This is a genomic window from Marivirga arenosa, assembly GCF_030503875.2.
In the GTDB taxonomy this organism is placed as follows: Bacteria; Bacteroidota; Bacteroidia; order Cytophagales; family Cyclobacteriaceae; genus Marivirga; species Marivirga arenosa.
The window spans coordinates 3,791,520-3,809,169 of record NZ_CP129968.2 but is presented as its reverse complement, the minus strand read 5'-3'; the positions used below and the strand labels follow the sequence as shown (position 1 = coordinate 3,809,169).

16 protein-coding genes are annotated in these 17,650 nt (G+C 34.7%); 11 read left to right on the top strand and 5 right to left on the bottom strand.

The window, feature by feature from the left end:
- Positions 1-21 precede the first annotated feature (21 nt).
- The 7 genes from QYS47_RS16350 to QYS47_RS16320 all read left to right on the top strand — a co-directional run bounded on the left by QYS47_RS16350 (position 22) and on the right by QYS47_RS16320 (position 6,696).
- Positions 22-618, top strand: coding sequence for a NifU family protein (locus QYS47_RS16350; protein ID WP_302122756.1), 597 nt, complete (start codon positions 22-24; stop codon positions 616-618).
- Positions 619-722: 104 nt separating this feature from the next.
- Positions 723-1,145, top strand: coding sequence for a VOC family protein (locus tag QYS47_RS16345; RefSeq protein ID WP_302122758.1), 423 nt, complete (start codon positions 723-725; stop codon positions 1,143-1,145).
- Positions 1,146-1,202: 57 nt separating this feature from the next.
- The gene (locus QYS47_RS16340; protein WP_322347153.1) at positions 1,203-1,865 is read left to right on the top strand and encodes an AlbA family DNA-binding domain-containing protein; all 663 of its coding nucleotides are present in this window, start codon (positions 1,203-1,205) and stop codon (positions 1,863-1,865) included.
- Between the two features lie 112 nt (positions 1,866-1,977).
- The gene (locus QYS47_RS16335) at positions 1,978-4,131 is read left to right on the top strand and encodes a TonB-dependent receptor (protein WP_322347152.1); all 2,154 of its coding nucleotides are present in this window, start codon (positions 1,978-1,980) and stop codon (positions 4,129-4,131) included.
- Between the two features lie 25 nt (positions 4,132-4,156).
- Positions 4,157-4,810: a hypothetical protein gene (locus tag QYS47_RS16330; RefSeq protein WP_322347151.1), complete on the top strand. Its 654-nt coding sequence runs from the start codon at positions 4,157-4,159 to the stop codon at positions 4,808-4,810.
- A gap of 201 nt (positions 4,811-5,011) precedes the next feature.
- Positions 5,012-5,944: a sensor histidine kinase gene (locus tag QYS47_RS16325; protein WP_322347150.1), complete on the top strand. Its 933-nt coding sequence runs from the start codon at positions 5,012-5,014 to the stop codon at positions 5,942-5,944.
- Positions 5,941-6,696 carry a LytR/AlgR family response regulator transcription factor gene (locus QYS47_RS16320; protein ID WP_322347149.1) on the top strand — a complete coding sequence of 252 codons (756 nt, stop codon included), beginning with the start codon at positions 5,941-5,943 and terminating at the stop codon, positions 6,694-6,696. Before QYS47_RS16325 ends, QYS47_RS16320 begins: the two co-directional genes overlap by 4 nt.
- A 14-nt stretch (positions 6,697-6,710) precedes the next feature.
- Here the strand turns inward: QYS47_RS16320 and porT are convergent, their stop codons facing one another.
- The 3 genes from porT to queA form a co-directional block, all read right to left on the bottom strand.
- Positions 6,711-7,451, bottom strand: a complete 741-nt coding sequence (gene porT, locus QYS47_RS16315) for a type IX secretion/gliding motility protein PorT/SprT (RefSeq protein ID WP_322347148.1) — start codon at positions 7,449-7,451, stop codon at positions 6,711-6,713.
- Positions 7,400-8,122: a bifunctional demethylmenaquinone methyltransferase/2-methoxy-6-polyprenyl-1,4-benzoquinol methylase UbiE gene (gene ubiE / locus QYS47_RS16310; RefSeq protein ID WP_322347147.1), complete on the bottom strand. Its 723-nt coding sequence runs from the start codon at positions 8,120-8,122 to the stop codon at positions 7,400-7,402. Before ubiE ends, porT begins: the two co-directional genes overlap by 52 nt.
- 119 nt (positions 8,123-8,241) lie before the next feature.
- Positions 8,242-9,288 (bottom strand): tRNA preQ1(34) S-adenosylmethionine ribosyltransferase-isomerase QueA, encoded by a 1,047-nt coding sequence (gene queA / locus QYS47_RS16305; RefSeq protein WP_308355690.1) that lies wholly within the window; start codon positions 9,286-9,288, stop codon positions 8,242-8,244.
- Positions 9,289-9,387: 99 nt separating this feature from the next.
- Here queA and QYS47_RS16300 point away from each other — a divergent pair, with 99 nt between their 5' ends.
- From QYS47_RS16300 to QYS47_RS16285, 4 genes are read left to right on the top strand one after another with little or no spacing between them, the layout of a single operon-like run.
- Entirely contained in the window at positions 9,388-10,635 is a 1,248-nt protein-coding gene (locus tag QYS47_RS16300; protein ID WP_308355691.1) for an ABC transporter permease, read from the top strand.
- A gap of 24 nt (positions 10,636-10,659) precedes the next feature.
- The gene (locus QYS47_RS16295) at positions 10,660-11,193 is read left to right on the top strand and encodes a hypothetical protein (RefSeq protein ID WP_302102222.1); all 534 of its coding nucleotides are present in this window, start codon (positions 10,660-10,662) and stop codon (positions 11,191-11,193) included.
- 7 nt (positions 11,194-11,200) lie between these two features.
- Positions 11,201-11,653, top strand: coding sequence for a nucleoside deaminase (locus tag QYS47_RS16290; protein WP_302102221.1), 453 nt, complete (start codon positions 11,201-11,203; stop codon positions 11,651-11,653).
- A gap of 40 nt (positions 11,654-11,693) precedes the next feature.
- The gene (locus tag QYS47_RS16285; protein WP_302122782.1) at positions 11,694-12,299 is read left to right on the top strand and encodes a superoxide dismutase; all 606 of its coding nucleotides are present in this window, start codon (positions 11,694-11,696) and stop codon (positions 12,297-12,299) included.
- Between the two features lie 56 nt (positions 12,300-12,355).
- On the opposite strand, the gene QYS47_RS16280 is transcribed toward QYS47_RS16285, so the two are convergent.
- Positions 12,356-13,267, bottom strand: a complete 912-nt coding sequence (locus tag QYS47_RS16280; RefSeq protein ID WP_322347146.1) for a PorP/SprF family type IX secretion system membrane protein — start codon at positions 13,265-13,267, stop codon at positions 12,356-12,358.
- Between the two features lie 5 nt (positions 13,268-13,272).
- Positions 13,273-17,616: a BspA family leucine-rich repeat surface protein gene (locus QYS47_RS16275; protein WP_322347145.1), complete on the bottom strand. Its 4,344-nt coding sequence runs from the start codon at positions 17,614-17,616 to the stop codon at positions 13,273-13,275.
- Positions 17,617-17,650 lie beyond the last annotated feature (34 nt).

Here is a 17,650-nt window from a genome sequence, read left to right as displayed (position 1 = left end):
AAAAAGACTTAAAAAAATAAGATGAGTACGCAGACACAACAACCTGTTACCATTTATATGGAAGCAAATCCGAATCCTAATTCATTAAAATTTGCTACCAACCAAATGTTAGTTCCTGAAGGTGATTCATTTGATTATCCTTCTATAGAAGATACGGCTCAAGCTCCCTTAGCAAAGATTTTGTTTGAGAAAGAGTATGTAGACAGAGTTTTTTACATGAGTAATTTCGTAACGGTTACAAAAAAACCGGAATACGAATGGGTGGAAATTCAAAATGAGGTAAAAGAGGTAATCAAAGAATTCTTAGAATCGGGAAAGCGCGTAATTGAATTACAGCCTAAAGACTTATTCGAGCAACCTAATAATAGCGAAAATGCTGAGCTTGAAGAGCAAATCAAAAATATTCTTGAAGAATATATCAAGCCAGCAGTAGAACAAGATGGTGGTGCTATATCTTTCCATTCTTATGATAAGGATAATCAAAAGGTGAAAGTCTTATTGCAAGGATCTTGTAGCGGATGTCCATCTTCAACTATTACATTGAAAGCTGGGATAGAAAATCTATTGAAAAGAATGCTTCCAAATGATGTGAAAGAAGTAGAAGCAGAAGGCGTTTAAGATATTTCTTATAACATTTAAGCAGTCATTTGATTATCATTTAATCTATGACTGCTTTTTTAATTACCATTTTTGATTATTCACTTCCTTAATATTCTAGACCAATGAAAAATATTAGACCTTTCCATGTTGCATTTCCTGTAACTGATTTACAGGCCACTCGCCAGTTTTTTGAAGAAAAGTTGAATTGTAAAATTGGTCGCACTTCTGAAAGATGGATTGATTTTGATTTGTATGGCCACCAGATTACCGCTCATCTTACGGATGAAGCCATTCAAGAACCAGCTGCAAACCCAGTTGATGGAAAGTCAGTACCCATCAAACATTTTGGTGTTATTTTGGAATGGGAGCAGTGGCACGAGCTAGCAGATAGATTGAAAGCTCAGAATACCGAGTTTATAATTAAACCCTATATAAGATTTAAAGGCGAAGCAGGAGAACAAGCGACCATGTTCTTTTTAGATCCAAGTGGAAATGCCTTGGAGTTTAAATCTTTCAAAAAGGATGAAAGCATATTTGCATCCTAATTAATCAAGCATTCTTTTAAGTCTACTTTTACAGTTTACAGGTACCATACTTTAAACATGGAACTCAAAGATTTATACCGTTTAGTTAGAAAAGGAGAGGGGGATACCCTTGAATTTAAAAGGAAAGCTTCGCATCCTGAGAAAATTGTGCGTGAGTTTGTGGCCTTTGCCAATACTAATGGTGGTGATATATTAATCGGTGTAGATGATAATGGAAATATTCCGGGTGTAAAATATGCTGATGAAGAAATTTATGTTCTCAATAAAGCATTGGCAACATTGTGTAAACCTCGTTTGAAATATGAATACTATATAATTCCATTAGATGAAAATGAGGAAAGGTCAGTAGTGCATTATTCTGTTCCAGAAAGTAAAAAGAAGCCGCATTATGCTTTGCCGGATGAAAAGGCAGATTGGGGCAAGGCCTATGTAAGGCTAGCTGATAAAAGTATTCAAGCCAGTAAGGAAGTGAGAAATGTCATCAAGTTTTCTCAGAGAAAGAATGGAAGAGTGCTCCAAATACAAGAAAAAGAAAGGCTATTGTTAGAGTATTTAGGACAGAATGACTTTATCACGGTTTCTAAATTCCAGGAAATCTCTAAACTCAATCGATATAAAGCTTCAAGGGTTTTGGTGAATCTTGTTGTGTCTAATATTTTAAAAATAAACCCATCTGATAAGGAGGATACTTTCAGTATGGTTCCCATTTCCCTAGATTGATAAAAAATTCAGTTCTAAGATTCTACAGTTCATCCTTATAATCTGTAGCTTCGGTAATTATTAATTTAATTACCGCATTTCATACCGCAATTTTGAATAAAACATCAACGGTATGAAAACTTTAACCACACTAACTATCATAATATTATTTCCTTTTTGTCTGTTAGGACAAACCATCTTAAAAGGAAAAGTAACCGATAAAAATAATGAAGCCCTACCTGGGGTTAATATTTTTATTGAGGGAACTTATGAAGGAACATCATCTTCTAAAAATGGAGAATTTCAATTTGAAACCGAATTGACCGGCTCCCACCAATTAGCATTTCAGTCAGTAGGCTTTAAAAAAGAATTACATACTATCACACTTGAAGGAAATGAAATAGTAATTAATACATCATTAAAAGAAGCTATCGACCAAATGAAAGCTGTAACCATTACTGCAGGAGGAATGGAAGCTTCTGATGTAAAAAAGGCAGTCGTTTTAAAACCAATTGATATTGTTACTACGCCATCAGCAATTGGCGATATCGTAGGAGCTTTCCAAACTTTACCAGGAACCAGCAATGTGGGTAATGATGGAAGGTTGTTTGTTAGAGGTGGTGATGCGTCTGAAACCGCCATTTTTATAGACGGCTTGAAAGTAAATAATGCTTTTGGTACCACTGCTAACAATGTACCTAGTCGGACTCGCTTTAGTCCTAATATGTTTAAGGGTTCATTCTTCTCAACTGGAGGATATTCAGCTGAATACGGGCAAGCGTTATCCTCTGCTTTAGTTTTAAACAGTATTGATATGCCAGTGAGAAGTCAGGCAGATATCAGTCTGATGTCTTTAGGCGGTGGTCTTTCCCAAACATTGGTAGGCAAAAGAAACAGTATTAGTGCTAATGCAAACTTTTTTGATTTAGGGCCATATCAGAACCTTATCAATCAGAACTTTGATTGGGAAAGAGCTCCTCATAGTTGGGATGCTTCAATATTAGGGAGGCAACAATGGGGGAATAGCGGAATGCTTAAAGCATTTTTTCAAACAGAATCAAGTGGGATGGAGATTTGGCAAGCTGAGCCAGGTGAGCTTGGTAGAGGTGATTTAATAAAAATTAATAATAACTATAATGTAGGGCAGCTATCATTCAAGCAAATTAAGAATGAGGAGTGGAGTTTTACAGGGGGCTTAAGCTACACACTGAATACTGATCAATTTGATTTAGGCGGATTGAAAGTAGAACAAAAAACACAATTATTTCATGCTAAAGGCGTAGCTATTCGTGATTTCTCTGATGCATTTTCAACTAAAATAGGTGTTGAGACTTTTTGGAATAAATATGATGAGGCCTTATTAGATGAGAATCAAAGTAGAGGTTTTGAAGACCCGCAAGCAAATGCATTTGTAGAATCTGATTATTATATCAGTAATGATTTAATATTAAGAGGAGGTTTAAGAGCAGGCTACAGCAATCTCATAAATGAGCAATGGATAGATCCAAGAGCTTCATTGAGTTATAAATTTCAACATGAAGGTCAAATATCATTGGCTTATGGGAAATTCAGTCAGTTAGCTGAATCTAAATACAGAGTTGTAAATAATAGCATAGGAAATACTGAGGCTACTCATTATATATTAAACTATTTTATCCATAAAAATAGCAGAACTTTTAGAGCTGAGGCTTTCCACAAGGATTATGATAATCTTTTGACGTTTGATGGAGCAGACATGAACCTATCAAACATCAGCCTAAATGGTTTTGGAAAAGCATCAGGCTTTGATGTATTCTATAGAGACAGAAAGAGTATAAAAAATACGGACTTTTGGATTTCCTACAGTTTTGTAGATTCAAAAAGGAAATTTGCTCATTATGAATCTGAAGTACAGCCATCCTTTGCTCCAAAGCATAATGCCTCTTTAGTTGTAAAGCATTTCGTATCTTCTCTAAACTCTCAATTTGGAGGCTCATTTTCTGTAAATGATGGCTTTGCTTATACAAATCCAAATTTTGAAGGCGAGCAAAATCAGAGAACTAAAAGTTTTCAGTCCTTAAGTTTATCATGGAGTTATCTACCTAAGCCAAATCTTATAATACATTTTGCCTGCAATAATGTACTAGGAAGAGAAAATCAGTTTGGATTTGATTATGCCAATCAAGCCAATGAACAAGGTATTTTTGCTTCATCTCCAGTTGGTCAAGCTGCACCAAGGTTTTTATTCTTAGGAGTATTCTTAACCCTTTCAACAGACAAAAATGCTAATCAATTAAATAATTTATAATCGTCAATCTTAAAAATTAGAAATCATGAAAATTAAATTCACACTAATCGCACTTTTATTTTTATTGTCAAATATCACAGTGGCTAATGACCCAGCCTATGTAAATGCAATGCAAAAACAATTGCAAGCAATGGGAAATGCTGAAAATGCAGCTGAATTTCAGTCTGTAGCAAATGGCTTCAGCCGAATTTCGCAAATGAATCAGGATGAGTGGTTACCTGACTATTATGCAGCTTTAGCCTATACCAATGCGGGTTTTATTCTTAGAGGATATCCTGAAGAGCAGGATAAAAACTTTGATATTGCAGTTAAAACTATTCAAGATTGTATCAATAGAAATGGTGAAAATGCTGAATTAATAGCCTTAAAAGGATACGCTATGATGGGCCAATTATCAGTTGATCCACAGACTAGAGGACAACAACTTTCAGGTTTAGTAATGCAAACTTTTGGAAGAGCTTTAAAATTAGAGCCTGAGAACCCTAGAGCAATGTCATTAATGGCTCAAATGCAATTAGGGATGTCACAATTCTTTGGAGAAGGACCGGAAAAAGCTTGTGGAATTGCAAAACAAAGTTTGGAGTATTTTGGAAAAGAAGAAGCGCAAGAAACGGATAATCCTTTGCTTCCAAGATGGGGTAAAGAATCAGCTCAAGCCGTTCTGAAATCGTGTAAATAATTTATGGCATCTACTAGAAATTAGTTTTTCTAGTAGATGCTTTCCTTCAATACTGTATATTTGGATTAAAGAATAACCATGGCAAGCAAACATTATACATACCCCTTCGGGAGTTTGGTCAATTTCATAAAGCTTAATTTAGGAATATCGGTAGTGCTTGTTTTTATTTTTTGTCCAACATGTTTTTTCAAGTTGGATCAAATGAAAAACTTACTTCCAAGTTTTATCAATTCTTTTCTTTTATCTTCCTCTCTTTCTTATGGTGGTTTTTTAGTAGATAGAATATTTGATAAAAGATTTTCTTGGGTGGAAAAGCCGCTTGTCAGACTACTTGCAACTTTAGCCACTTATACTCTATATTCATTCGTTGCGAGTTTTATTGTCATTACAGCTTATGTTTGGGTAAGAAACCCACAACTTTCTTTTAAAGAACTAAATTTGCCATATTTTGCATCCGAAGCTGTTTCACCAATGATTATTGCCGTAACAGTGAATGCAATTTTTACTACCCGTTCATGGTTATTTGAATGGCGTAATTCTGTGCTAGAAGCAGAGCAATTAAAGAGAGCTGTTCTGGCAGGTCAAAACCAGTCCTTAAAAGATCAGTTAAATCCTCATTTTCTTTTTAATTCTTTAAATACCTTAAGTAGCCTAGTATATGAAAGTGCTGAAAGGTCAGATAAATTTATTCAAAGCTTGTCTAAAATTTATCGCTATGTATTGGAAGTTCAGCAAGAGGAGTTAGTGAGCTTAGAAAAGGAATTAGGTTTTGCTAAAAATTACCTTGAACTACAGAAAATACGATTTGAGGATAAGATGATATTCGAAATCTCAATTTCCTCAACAGCAGGAAAAAATTTACCTCCATTATCATTGCAATTATTACTAGAAAATGCAGTAAAACATACCGTAGCTACCACTAAAAATCCGCTAAAGATTGAAATTACAGAAGAAGGACAATTTTTGGTTGTGAAAAATAACTGGAAACCTAAAAATGAAAAATCGGATGGAGTTGGAATAGGCTTAGAAAATATTAAAAAGCGCTACCAGCTTTTAAGTAAGAAAGCTCCAATCATTTCTCAAGATGAAAATTTCTTCACAGTTAAATTACCATTATTAAATATTTCAAAATGAATATTTTAGTTATAGAGGATGAAAGACCGGCAGCGACCAGAATTATTAAACTACTTAATGATTTAATTCCTGAAGCTAGTATTCATGGACACTTTGATACTATTGTTGATTCTGTTGAATGGTTAAGTTCCAATCCTGCACCAGATTTAATAATTAGTGATATCGAATTGGCGGATGGGCAAAGTTTTGAAATTTATAATCAGGTAAAAACCAGTAGCCCAATCATTTTCACAACTGCTTATGATCAATTCGCAATAAAGGCATTTAAACTTAATTCTATTGATTATCTGTTAAAACCAATCGATCCAGAGGAATTAGGGCAAGCTATTGAGAAATATAAAAACAATACTAATAAACCCGCTACTGTTGATTTGAATATGCTGCAAAGTTTATTGCAGAAAGAGAGTAAGCAATATAAGGATCGCTTTATGGTAAAAGTAGGTGAGAAGATATACAGCATTAATTCTCAAGACATTTCTTTTATCTACAGCGAACAAAAAGCAACTTTTCTTCAAACGCAAGGTGGTAAAAAATATATAGTAGATTACACATTAGATCAACTAGACTCAGATTTGAATCCAGATCAATTTTTCCGCTTAAATAGAAAGTACATCACAAGCTTAGAAGCTATTGATGAAATCATAACTTACTCCAATAGCCGATTAAAGATTAAACTTAAAAATTGTGAGGATAATGATATTATTGTCAGCCGTGAAAAAGTGAATGCGCTTAAAAGCTGGCTAGATCAATAGTAAAAAAAAGAAGCTTACTGGAACTGGAAGTAAATAGAAACACTATTCGTTACGAGCTCATTTAGTGGACTGCTATAGCTATTTTGTCTTGAGTACAAAGCATTTGTCAATCCTCTTGAAAACCTAATTTCTGGCGAAAATTTAAAAAGTTCGTAATAGATATCTACTCCAAACCCTACTTCTAATGCTAAATTAAAGGTGTTGATTAGCAGAACATCTTCCTTGATTTCAGAGGGTCTTTTACCACTAACCTCAAAAGAAGGCTTTGCGCCTCCAATCATATAAGCCCTAAAATTCTTTCTTCTTTGAGATTTATATTTCAATAAAAGAGGTAATTCAGCATAGAAGGCCTCTTTCTTTCCTTGAAAAGTAACTTCTTCAGCTTGATCGTATGTATTATAATTCAGAGTATATTGATACAAACCAACACCAGGAAGTGTTCTTAAATCTAAATATTGTGCAAGGCGTAAGTTAACAATAAAACCTACAGTAAAACCAGGCGAGCTTTCAGGAATTACAGAATGAAGCGAATCAAATTGATTGCTTAGATAATCTTCATTATACCTTACTTTCATATTAGCAGTATGCCCACCAAGGTAAAAGCCGTAATGAATCAGCGCATCATCATAGTTAGGGAGGTTTTCTTTTTCATAATACTGAGCCTTCGCGTGAAAACCAATAAACCCTAAGAGTATAAAAAGAATTACTTTATTCCTGTGTAAATTGAGCTGATGCCTAAAGTTAATGGTTTGCATTCTGTATTTTTAAAGCCAATCTTATCTAAAATAGCAGTAAAATCTTTACCATCAGGAAATGATTTCACAGATTCAGGTAGATAAGTATAAGCCGCATTATCTTTTGAAATTGTTTTGCCTAAAGTAGGTAAGATATTTTTAAAATAGAAATTATATAACTGTTTAAATGGGAAGCTCTTAGGTTTTGAGAATTCCAAAACCACTACTTTTCCTCCAGGTCTTAAAACCCTATTCATTTCAGCTAAGCCCTTTTCTAAGTTCTCGAAGTTTCTTACCCCAAATGCAACGATGATCGCATCAAACTTATTATCTTCAAATGGAAGGTTTTCAGAGTCTCCTGAAGTTAATGTGATTCTGTCATCAAGCTTTCTCTTCTTCAGTTTTTCACGACCTACGTTTAACATACCTTCAGAAATATCCACACCAGTAACGTGATCAGGATTTAATTTTAGAGATTCAATAGCAAAATCACCCGTACCTGTAGCAATATCTAATATCTGCTTAGGCTGAATTTCTTTTAATAATTTTATTGCTTTTTTTCTCCAACGGATATCAATACCAAGGCTTAAGAAATGATTAAGGAAATCATACTTGTGGCTAATGTTATCAAACATATCAGCCACTTGTTGCTTTTTGCTGGTTTCCTTGTCTTTATAGGGTAAAACTGTCATCTAATAAAATGTTTGCTTAATCTGAACGGCTAACAGCGTGTTTTGAAGAAATGTTTCTGATCTACTAAAATAAAAACTGCTATGCAGTATAGTTGCATAGCAGTTTGATGTAAGTATTTTTATATAATTAACATAGCATCCCCATAAGAAAGGAATCTATATTTATTTTTAATGGCTTCTTGGTAAGCATTCATTACGTTTTCATAACCTCCGAAAGCACATGCCATCATTAATAATGTTGATTCAGGCATATGGAAATTTGTTAATAATGCATTACAAATTTTAAATTCGTAAGGAGGGAAAATGAAACGGTCAGTCCAGCCTTCATTTTCTTTCAGTCTGTTATTTGCTGTAACTGAAGATTCCATTGAACGCATAGCTGTAGTTCCTATCGCACAAACCCTTTTTTTATTGTCGAGAGATTCATTCACTAGCTCAGCAGTTTTAGCTGGAACTTTGAAGTTTTCTGAATCCATTTTGTGCTTGGTAAGATCCTCAACGTCAACAGGACGGAAAGTTCCCAAACCAATGTGTAAAGTGATAGGGCTAGTCTTGATGCCTTTTAACTCCATTCTTTTCAATACCTGACGAGTGAAGTGCATACCTGCAGTGGGTGCAGCTACTGCCCCTACTTCCTCAGCATAAATAGTCTGGAATCTTTCTCTATCCGCTTCTTCCACTGGTCTCTTGATGTATTTAGGAAGAGGAGTTTCTCCTAAAGAGTCTACTAATTTGTAGAAATCTTCGTCTTCACCATCATATAAGAATTTGATAGTTCTTCCTCTTGAAGTAGTATTGTCAATAACTTCCGCTACTAACTCACCATCTCCAAAATACAGCTTGTTTCCAACACGAATTTTTCTTGCCGGATCTACTAACACATCCCACAAGTGCATTTCTTTATTAAGTTCTCTTAATAAGAAAACCTCAATCTGAGCACCTGTTTTTTCCTTGTTTCCATAAAGGCGAGCTGGGAATACTTTGGTGTTATTGGTAACCATAATGTCACCTTCATCAAAGTAGTCAACTATGTCTTTAAAAGTTTTGTGTTCAATTTCTCCGGTATCTTTGTGCAAAACCATTAGTTTTGCTTGATCTCTGTCTTCAGCCGGATGTTGTGCCACTAATTTAAGTGGTAAGTCGAATTTGAATTCTGATAATTTCATACTTAATATTACGGTATTAAGTTATTAGGTTTAAATTTAAGAGGGCAAAGTTAATAATAGTTTTCGGAATCTTGTAGCTTTATATTTTTATATTTACATATGATTTACTTTCATCTACTTCTGGAGAGCTTTCGTTTTGCGATAAGTGCATTAAGAGCCAATCTGCTAAGAACCATTTTATCACTTTTGGGTGTAACAGTGGGTATTTTTTCTATTATAACAGTATTTACTTTGGTAGATTCTTTAGAGAAAAATATTAGAGATAGTTTAAACTTTTTAGGAGATGATGTGATTCGAATTGAAAAATTCCCTTGGATATTTGAAGATAACTACCCATGGTGGAAATATGTAAACAGACCAAAAGCTGAATATAGCGAATATCAGTTCCTAAAAAATAATTCAAAAGAAGCTAGTGCGGTTACCATTTTTGCTGAAAGATTTGGCGTAACGGTAAAACATGAAAGCAATAGCTTAAGTGGTGCAATAGTGTCAGGTATTGCTTATCAGCATAAAGATGTCTTTGAGATACCAGTTGAGAAAGGACGTTATTTCGGACTTCAAGAAGTAGAGAAAGGAGCAAATGTATCCATTATAGGCGCAGAAGTTGCCAATACACTATTTCCATTAACGGATCCCGTTGGTAAAGAGATAAAACTAAGAGGATTAAAGTTTAGAGTAATTGGAGTGATGGAAAAACAAGGGGCAAGTGTAATTGATGCCCCTAGTGCTGATGACTTCTGCTATGTTCCCTACAATACCTTTTTCAAAATGTATTCAGGGCAAGGGAATTTTGGGGTTGAATCAATCATTGCATTGAAAGGATATCCTGAGGATGAAGGCTTGAAAAATTTAGAAGGCGAAATTACTGGTTTACTTAGGCAAATCAGAGGATTAAGGCCAAGAGAAGACACAAACTTTGCAGTAAATAGACCAGAAGCTTTTGCAGATGTAATTGGCTCAATTTTCAGTGTTATCTCCTTAGCAGGATGGGTGATAGGTAGTTTCTCTATACTTGTCGGAGGATTTGGAATCGCGAATATTATGTTTGTATCCGTTAAAGAAAGAACGAATATTATCGGCATTCAAAAATCATTGGGTGCGAAAAATTTCTTTATTCTTTTTCAGTTTTTATTCGAAGCTGTTTTCCTTTCAGTTTTAGGTGGGATGTTTGGATTGCTATTGGTTTACCTATTGAGTTTTGTATCATTAGGAAGCCTTGACCTTTCTTTATCCTTTTCAAATGTTATATTAGGAGTATCAGTATCCGTTATTATAGGGACAGTTTCAGGTATTGTACCAGCTGGAATGGCATCGAAACTTGATCCTGTGATTGCAATTAGGGCATAATTATTTCACTCAAAATTATATTAAATGATTAAATCAATAGGTTTAATACTATCGTTCTTACTTTTTTTTCAAGAAACGACATTTAAAAAGCAAAAGCTTACCGATTATCTTTCAATGGAGGTTTCCACTGAGTTAAGAGAAATGACGCAACAAGAATTATCATCTAAATTCTTGGGCGCTAGAATTCCAGATGTGGCTATGACGGATGCGCAGTCAGGGGTAGAATTTACCATTACCGCTTCATCCACTTTTTGGCAAGAAGGAGATGTAGCCTTATTAAAGGATTTTTATGATTCTAGTATTCCACCTTTATTCAAGCAGATTGACTTTTCTCAAAAGGAATTGGTGACAATAAATGATAAGCAATTTGCAGCATATCAATTTGACGGTAAACCAGCAAATGAAAGAGGTAGTGGTTCAGAACAGCGGTATACTTATTTATTATATACCATTCATAAAAACGGTTTAGTAACTATTAGCTTTTCTTGCCCTCCATATTTAAAGTCAAAATGGGAACCAATTGCTCAAAAAATGTTTGGATCCGTTAAATTTCGTTAAACATAAAATGGAACTGACCGTTAATTCTGACGAGCACTTTATGAGGGAAGCCATCCGACAAGCAGAAATTGCTTTTGAGGAAGGTGAAATACCTGTGGGTGCTGTAGTTGTTTGTCAAAAGAAAATTATTGCGAAAGCGTATAACCAAACTGAAAGGTTGAATGATGTAACGGCTCATGCAGAAATGATTGCCATTACCTCTGCTGCAAATCATCTTGGTGGAAAATATCTTAAGGATTGCAGTCTTTATGTGAGCTTGGAACCTTGTGGTATGTGTGCTGGTGCTTTAAATTGGTCACAAATTGATCACTTGGTTTATGCTTTGTCTGATGAGAAAAGAGGTTACAATAAAATTAATCCTAATATGATTCATCCGAAGACAACTGTTAAAAGCGGCCTATTGGCAAACGATAGCAAAAAGCTCTTGGATGAGTTTTTTGCTAAATTACGTAGTAAGTAGAATTTTTTAATAAATGTTTAACCAATAATAAATAAATATCATGGCTTTTGAATTACCAGCATTACCATATGCTAAAGATGCTTTAGAACCAAATATTGATGCTAAAACTATGGAGATACACCATGGTAAGCACCATAATGGATACGTTACGAAATTAAATGCTGCCGTTGAAGGTACTGATATGGCAGGAAAATCATTAGAAGATTTATTAAAAGAAAATAGTGATAATACTGCAGTTAGAAATAATGGCGGTGGTCATTATAATCATTCATTATTTTGGACAGTAATGTCTCCAAATGGTGGAGGTGAACCTTCAGGTGCTTTAGCTGATGCTATTAATGATGCTTATGGTTCATATGATAAATTTAAGGAAGAATTTTCAAACGCTGCTGCAACACGTTTCGGTTCTGGATGGGCTTGGTTATGCGTTCACAAAGGTGGAAAAGTTGAGGTTTGTTCTTCAGCCAATCAAGATAATCCAATCATGCCTAATGTAGGTTGCGGTGGAACTCCAATCTTAGGATTAGATGTTTGGGAACACGCTTATTACTTAAACTACCAAAACAGACGTCCTGATTACATTTCAGCTTTCTTTAATGTAATCAACTGGGAAGAGGTTTCTAAGAGATACGAAGCAGGTAAGTAATAATTACCTGAGTTAAATAATGTAAGGCTACACTTTTAAGTGTGGCCTTTTTTATTTTAGAAATATCTTCTGCCTAAAGCATGTCTTTCGAATAATGCTAAATCAAGCGAAATCATCAATGAATGCGTACCTAATCCTGTTAAAGCTGTATTGTTAATAGGAAGTTCAAAAGCATAGCCGAATTTAATGGATTCATCGATTTTTAACTGAGTGTTTAAACCTAAAGCTGAGAAGTTTCGAATTGAAGCTCCTAACCATATCGCCTCATTCAAAAGAAATGAGGTATTGATGTCAACTGCATAATTTTCATTATCAACATACATCACTAAAATAGAGGGTTTAAATTTAAACGAGAAGAGTTGGTCAAATACATATCCACCACTTAGATAATAATGCCTACGATATCGAGTGCTTTGAGATCCCCCATCATTTACTCTAACATCTAACAGTCGAGGTACTGATAAGCCTATATAATAGTTTTTACTCATATACCAGAAGCCGAAACCAAAATTCTCTTTTGTAACACTAGGTTGAGCATCATTTAAAATGGTATCGTCTAAATATTGTAAATTTAATCTATTGTAGTCATAATTATAATTCACGAGACCCGCTTGAAGTCCCATAGAAAACACGTTGCCTAGTGGCGTAATGATTTTATAAGAGTACATTAGGCTAAATTCAGTATTATTATTGATTCCGAAGCGATCGAAAATAAGGTTTGCGCCTACTCCAATTTTATTCTTAAGAAAGGAATTTGTAACATTTAAAGTATTGGTAATGGGGGCTCCTTCTACACCAGCCCATTGGGTTCGGCTTAGTGCTGTTGCATTTAAAACATTATTAACACCTGTATATGCCGGGTTGATAATTGCCTGGTTAAAGAAATATTGATTGTATAATGGATCATTTTGTGCTTGTAAACAAAACGGGATGAGGACTAGAAGTATAAGTTTTATTGCCTTTTTCATGTTGATCATCTTTTAATTAAAATGAAACCACTAATTCTTTTTTCTCCATTCCCTTTATCAATCACATAATAGTAATTCCCACTTATCAATTCTTCCCCATTACTAGAGGTGCCTTCAAAAATATTCGAACTATTATTGTACTGATCAATCTCGAACACCTTGTTTCCTAAGCGGTTGAAGATGCTAACTTTATTATTCGGATATTCAGCGATATTATCGATTTGAAGAAAATCATGTCGGCCATCTCCGTTTGGAGTTACTACATTGTAGACTTTTATTTCTCGACTTATTTCATTAACTACTATACCATTTACACGGAATGTGAAACTTTTCAAATTTGTATTCACATTTACTAGTCCAGAATACTCGCCTACCTCATTTGCGTTTAACCTTACAGTAAACTGCTCTGAATTTAAGGGAGCAATTGATGTAGGTATATTGATAATTTGAAACACCGGATTATCAACCGTAATACTAAGTATACTTATGGTAGCTTTTGCGCTTAAATTTTCTATTTCAAAATTTTTGTCAATGTCTACATTAATTAATGTGGTACCTAAATTGATGTCTTGATTTGAAATAATGATGGAATCAGTCTCATTATCTATAATATTTAATTCCGTTAACTCTGCACTTACATTGAATGAAAATTGAGGTTCGTTAAAACTGTTATTTTCAATAAGAATTTCACCATTATAATCATCAATTTCAGAGGCTGAGAATTGAATAGAAAACTGGGTGGCTGTCCCTGCTAAAATGGTATCAGGTGCATTTAATATTTCGAAAACAGAATTTGAAGAAGTGATACCTGTAATTATTAAATCATCGTTTCCATTATTATTGATGATAAATGGTTTTTGAATTTGCTCCCCTTCCACAGCAGAACCAATATCAACAGTTGCTGTTTGATTGCTGGTAATAGCAATGTTTTTTTCCTCAAACAAGGTGATTTGTGAATATGCTGTAGTAAAACCTTCTTTTGTTGCTGATCCTCCAGGAGTGGTTACGATTACATTTCCAGGTGATACGTTACCCACAATAGCAATTATTTCAGCATCTGAAATCACTTCAAAGGATGCTGCATTTATCCCTCCAAAACTTACTGAACTGGTATTTGAAAAGTTCAATCCATTGATTGTGATAGTATCCCCTGGTGAAGCGAATGTTGGACTAAATGAGGTAATAATAGGAGCAGGAATAATTTTAAATCCTGATTTTGTTGCAGTTCCACCAGGGGTAGTAATGCTTACATTACCAGGAGCGACATTTCCTAAAAGGGCTTGGATTTCAGTACTTGAAATTACCGTAAAAGAATTAGTATTAATTCCACCAAAGCTAACGATGCTTGCATTATCAAAATTAAAGCCCAATATGGTAATCGTATCGCCATTAGTACCAGTATCAGGATTGAATGATTCGATCAAAGGAGCTGGAATGAATTCGAATCCTGGCATTGAAGCAGTACCCGCTGGTGACGTAATTGATATTTCACCCGAAGCACCATTGGCTAAAATTGCCAAAATTGAATTATCTGATTCTACTGTAAAAGAATTAGCATTAGTACCACCAAAGCTAACTTGACTTGCATTACTAAACCCACTTCCTGAAATGGTTATGGTATCACCAATTGCACCTGATGAAGGCTGAAACTCAGTTATGCTAGGAGTAGATAATGTGACAACAGATTCTGGATTTCCAGTTGAAGTATCAGTATTATAAACCTCTAATCCATTATCACCATTATATTCGAATATTTGGAAATGATAGCTTGTACCTTCGGATAATCCAGTAAGTGTAAAACTATTTCCTTGACCCACATAAACAACATAATTATTATTGCCTATATCGGTGGAGTTAGAAAAATCATTATTACCCGAATAACTCGTAAGATTTGTAGGGGTAAAATCTACAGCTTGATTTTGTTTTACTATTACAATTCTGCCAGATCCATCTCCATTTTCCCATGATACATTCAATTGATTAGTTGAAACATTTGAAAAAGTAATGTTAGATGCTTGAATAGTAGGAGTAGGACACCCTGCTCCTGCATCATCAATTAACCAGTTGTGAGTGTTTATTAATTGAGAGCGTTCTTGCTCAGAAAAACAGTAGCTAATATTATGGGCACCCAAATTTAAATCATTTGGTATTAAAGTTTCGTTTTCTGACAAAGTAGCCCATCCGATAACAGTTGAGTCGTAGTTTATAGTACTCAATGCGCTATTCGTAAATATTGAATCAATTCCAATAACTCCTGATCTTTCTTCTTCAAATGCAGCAACTGAACTGATGTCCCAACTCGCTAAATTCTGATTAAAAGTAGAAGCATCCCAAAACATCCCTCCTAGGTTGGTTACTTGAGAGATATCCCAATCACTTAGGTCGCTATTAAAGTTTGTAGCTCCCTTAAACATTTCCACCATATTGGTGACATTTCTAACATCCCAATTACTCAAGTCACTAACAAAGGAACTTGCATTGTTAAACATCAGCCTCATGCTCTCGCAATTTCCTACATTCCATCTACTAAGGTTTCCTGAAAAAGTAGTGGCATCACTAAACATTCTATCCATTGATGTTACCCTGCTAACACTCCAATTACTAATGTTACCATTAAATGAGGTGGCTCCAGAAAACATATTATCCATGAAAGTGACATTGTTAACGTCCCATGAATTTAAATTCTGATTAAATGAAGTAGCGTTTTGAAACATCGATCCCATATTGGTTACATTACTCACTTCCCATCCATCTATATTTTGATTAAAACTAGTGGCACCAGAAAACATAGCATTCATGTCTGTTATATTGCTCACATCCCAATTTTGAATATTCCCGTTAAAGGAGCTGGCATTTCGAAACATACTACTTACATCTTGGAAAGTACTCACATCCCAGTTGGATAAATCACCATCAAAAGATGTTGCACCATCAAACATATTATATGCGAGGCTTACATTTTGTAGTAAGGGAGTGTCTGAAATATTTGAAGTTAAATTTATGCAGTTGTAAAATGAGTAACTCAAATCCGTCCATTCCTGATCTCCCCATTGTTCTATGCTAATTATTTTCCCTCTATCAGCTACAGATATATTAAAATCAAGAAAATATATTTTTGGGAAATCTCCTGTAATAGAAACTTCATAAATATCTCCATTATTAAGCCCTGTGATTGTATATCTGCTGGTTAAACCTAATGTAGATCCCTCTCCTACACCAGGATTCGTAATATTTCTCCAGCTAACATCATAGAAGTATGTTTCTGAATTGCTTGTAGGGATGGTTATTTGACCATTATCTGTTTGCCATCGTGTAACAAATGCTTGGCAGTCTAATGCATCTCCATTTATAGTCCAGCTGTAGGTAGTTCCAGTTAGTGTGGTTCTGGCATCTGCTCCATTACAATAGCTTAACCCTGCTGCTCCGAGTGTAATTCCAGTGGGAGTATTGAAAAAGGATTCCCAACCTCTTAAGTTTGCATCATAATTTACTTTTGATAAGCCAGAGTTATCTAGCATACCAGACATAGAGGTAACATCTCTAATACTCCAATCACCTAAGGACTGATCAAATGAACTTGCTCCTGAGAACATTTCGGTCATATCAGTAACCTGAAAAGGAAACCAAAAATCTAAAGGACTATTGAAAGCAGAGGCATTTTGAAACATGCTGTTCATATTTGTTACAGAACTAACGCTCCAACCATTTAAATTTTGATTAAAAGAAGTAGCGCCCTCAAACATTTGTCGCATAGTGGTTACATTGAAAGTTGACCAGTTACTAATATTGCCGTTGAATGAGGTAGCTTGAAAGAATGTTCCTAACATATTTTCTATAGTGCTTACATCCCAATTATTTAAATCACTATTAAAAGAAGTGGCTAATCCAAAAGTGGCGTACATACTTTTAACTAAGCTTAAGTCAGGTGCGTCTGTTGCATTAGAAGTTAAATTGCTACAAGCCCAAAATGCAAAATACATTGTCTCCCATTGAATATCTCCCCATTGTTCTATGGTCTGAATTTTTGGAGCTTCATCTGTATCGCCCAGAAAGTAAATTGCTGGAAATGCACCAGAAATACTGATTTCATAAGTATCATCATTATTTAAGCCTGAAATGGTATATGATGTAGAAACTCCTGCATCAGAGCCATCACCTTCCCCAGGGTTTGTTAGGTTAGTCCATTCTATATCATAATTGTAAGTTAAACTATCAATAGAAATTATTGGTATAGTTATAGTACCATCCGTAGTTTGCCAAGTAGTCACAAATGGATTTTGACTAAAAGAAGTGGAGGAATAAATAAACCCTACACCTATGAATAAAAAAAAGAGTAGCCATTTTTTCATGGGTAATTAATTTCAAGGTCAATTATAAAGATAG

Bases quoted from the DNA above. Each gene is read 5' to 3' on its own strand.
- QYS47_RS16350 (WP_302122756.1), top strand. From the start codon at position 22: ATGAGTACGCAGACACAACAACCTGTTACCATTTATATGGAAGCAAAT.
- QYS47_RS16345 (WP_302122758.1), top strand. From the start codon at position 723: ATGAAAAATATTAGACCTTTCCATGTTGCATTTCCTGTAACTGATTTA.
- QYS47_RS16340 (WP_322347153.1), top strand. From the start codon at position 1,203: ATGGAACTCAAAGATTTATACCGTTTAGTTAGAAAAGGAGAGGGGGAT.
- QYS47_RS16335 (WP_322347152.1), top strand. From the start codon at position 1,978: ATGAAAACTTTAACCACACTAACTATCATAATATTATTTCCTTTTTGT.
- QYS47_RS16330 (WP_322347151.1), top strand. From the start codon at position 4,157: ATGAAAATTAAATTCACACTAATCGCACTTTTATTTTTATTGTCAAAT.
- QYS47_RS16325 (WP_322347150.1), top strand. From the start codon at position 5,012: ATGAAAAACTTACTTCCAAGTTTTATCAATTCTTTTCTTTTATCTTCC.
- QYS47_RS16320 (WP_322347149.1), top strand. From the start codon at position 5,941: ATGAATATTTTAGTTATAGAGGATGAAAGACCGGCAGCGACCAGAATT.
- porT (WP_322347148.1), bottom strand. From the start codon at position 7,451: ATGCAAACCATTAACTTTAGGCATCAGCTCAATTTACACAGGAATAAA.
- ubiE (WP_322347147.1), bottom strand. From the start codon at position 8,122: ATGACAGTTTTACCCTATAAAGACAAGGAAACCAGCAAAAAGCAACAA.
- queA (WP_308355690.1), bottom strand. From the start codon at position 9,288: ATGAAATTATCAGAATTCAAATTCGACTTACCACTTAAATTAGTGGCA.
- QYS47_RS16300 (WP_308355691.1), top strand. From the start codon at position 9,388: ATGATTTACTTTCATCTACTTCTGGAGAGCTTTCGTTTTGCGATAAGT.
- QYS47_RS16295 (WP_302102222.1), top strand. From the start codon at position 10,660: ATGATTAAATCAATAGGTTTAATACTATCGTTCTTACTTTTTTTTCAA.
- QYS47_RS16290 (WP_302102221.1), top strand. From the start codon at position 11,201: ATGGAACTGACCGTTAATTCTGACGAGCACTTTATGAGGGAAGCCATC.
- QYS47_RS16285 (WP_302122782.1), top strand. From the start codon at position 11,694: ATGGCTTTTGAATTACCAGCATTACCATATGCTAAAGATGCTTTAGAA.
- QYS47_RS16280 (WP_322347146.1), bottom strand. From the start codon at position 13,267: ATGAAAAAGGCAATAAAACTTATACTTCTAGTCCTCATCCCGTTTTGT.
- QYS47_RS16275 (WP_322347145.1), bottom strand. From the start codon at position 17,616: ATGAAAAAATGGCTACTCTTTTTTTTATTCATAGGTGTAGGGTTTATT.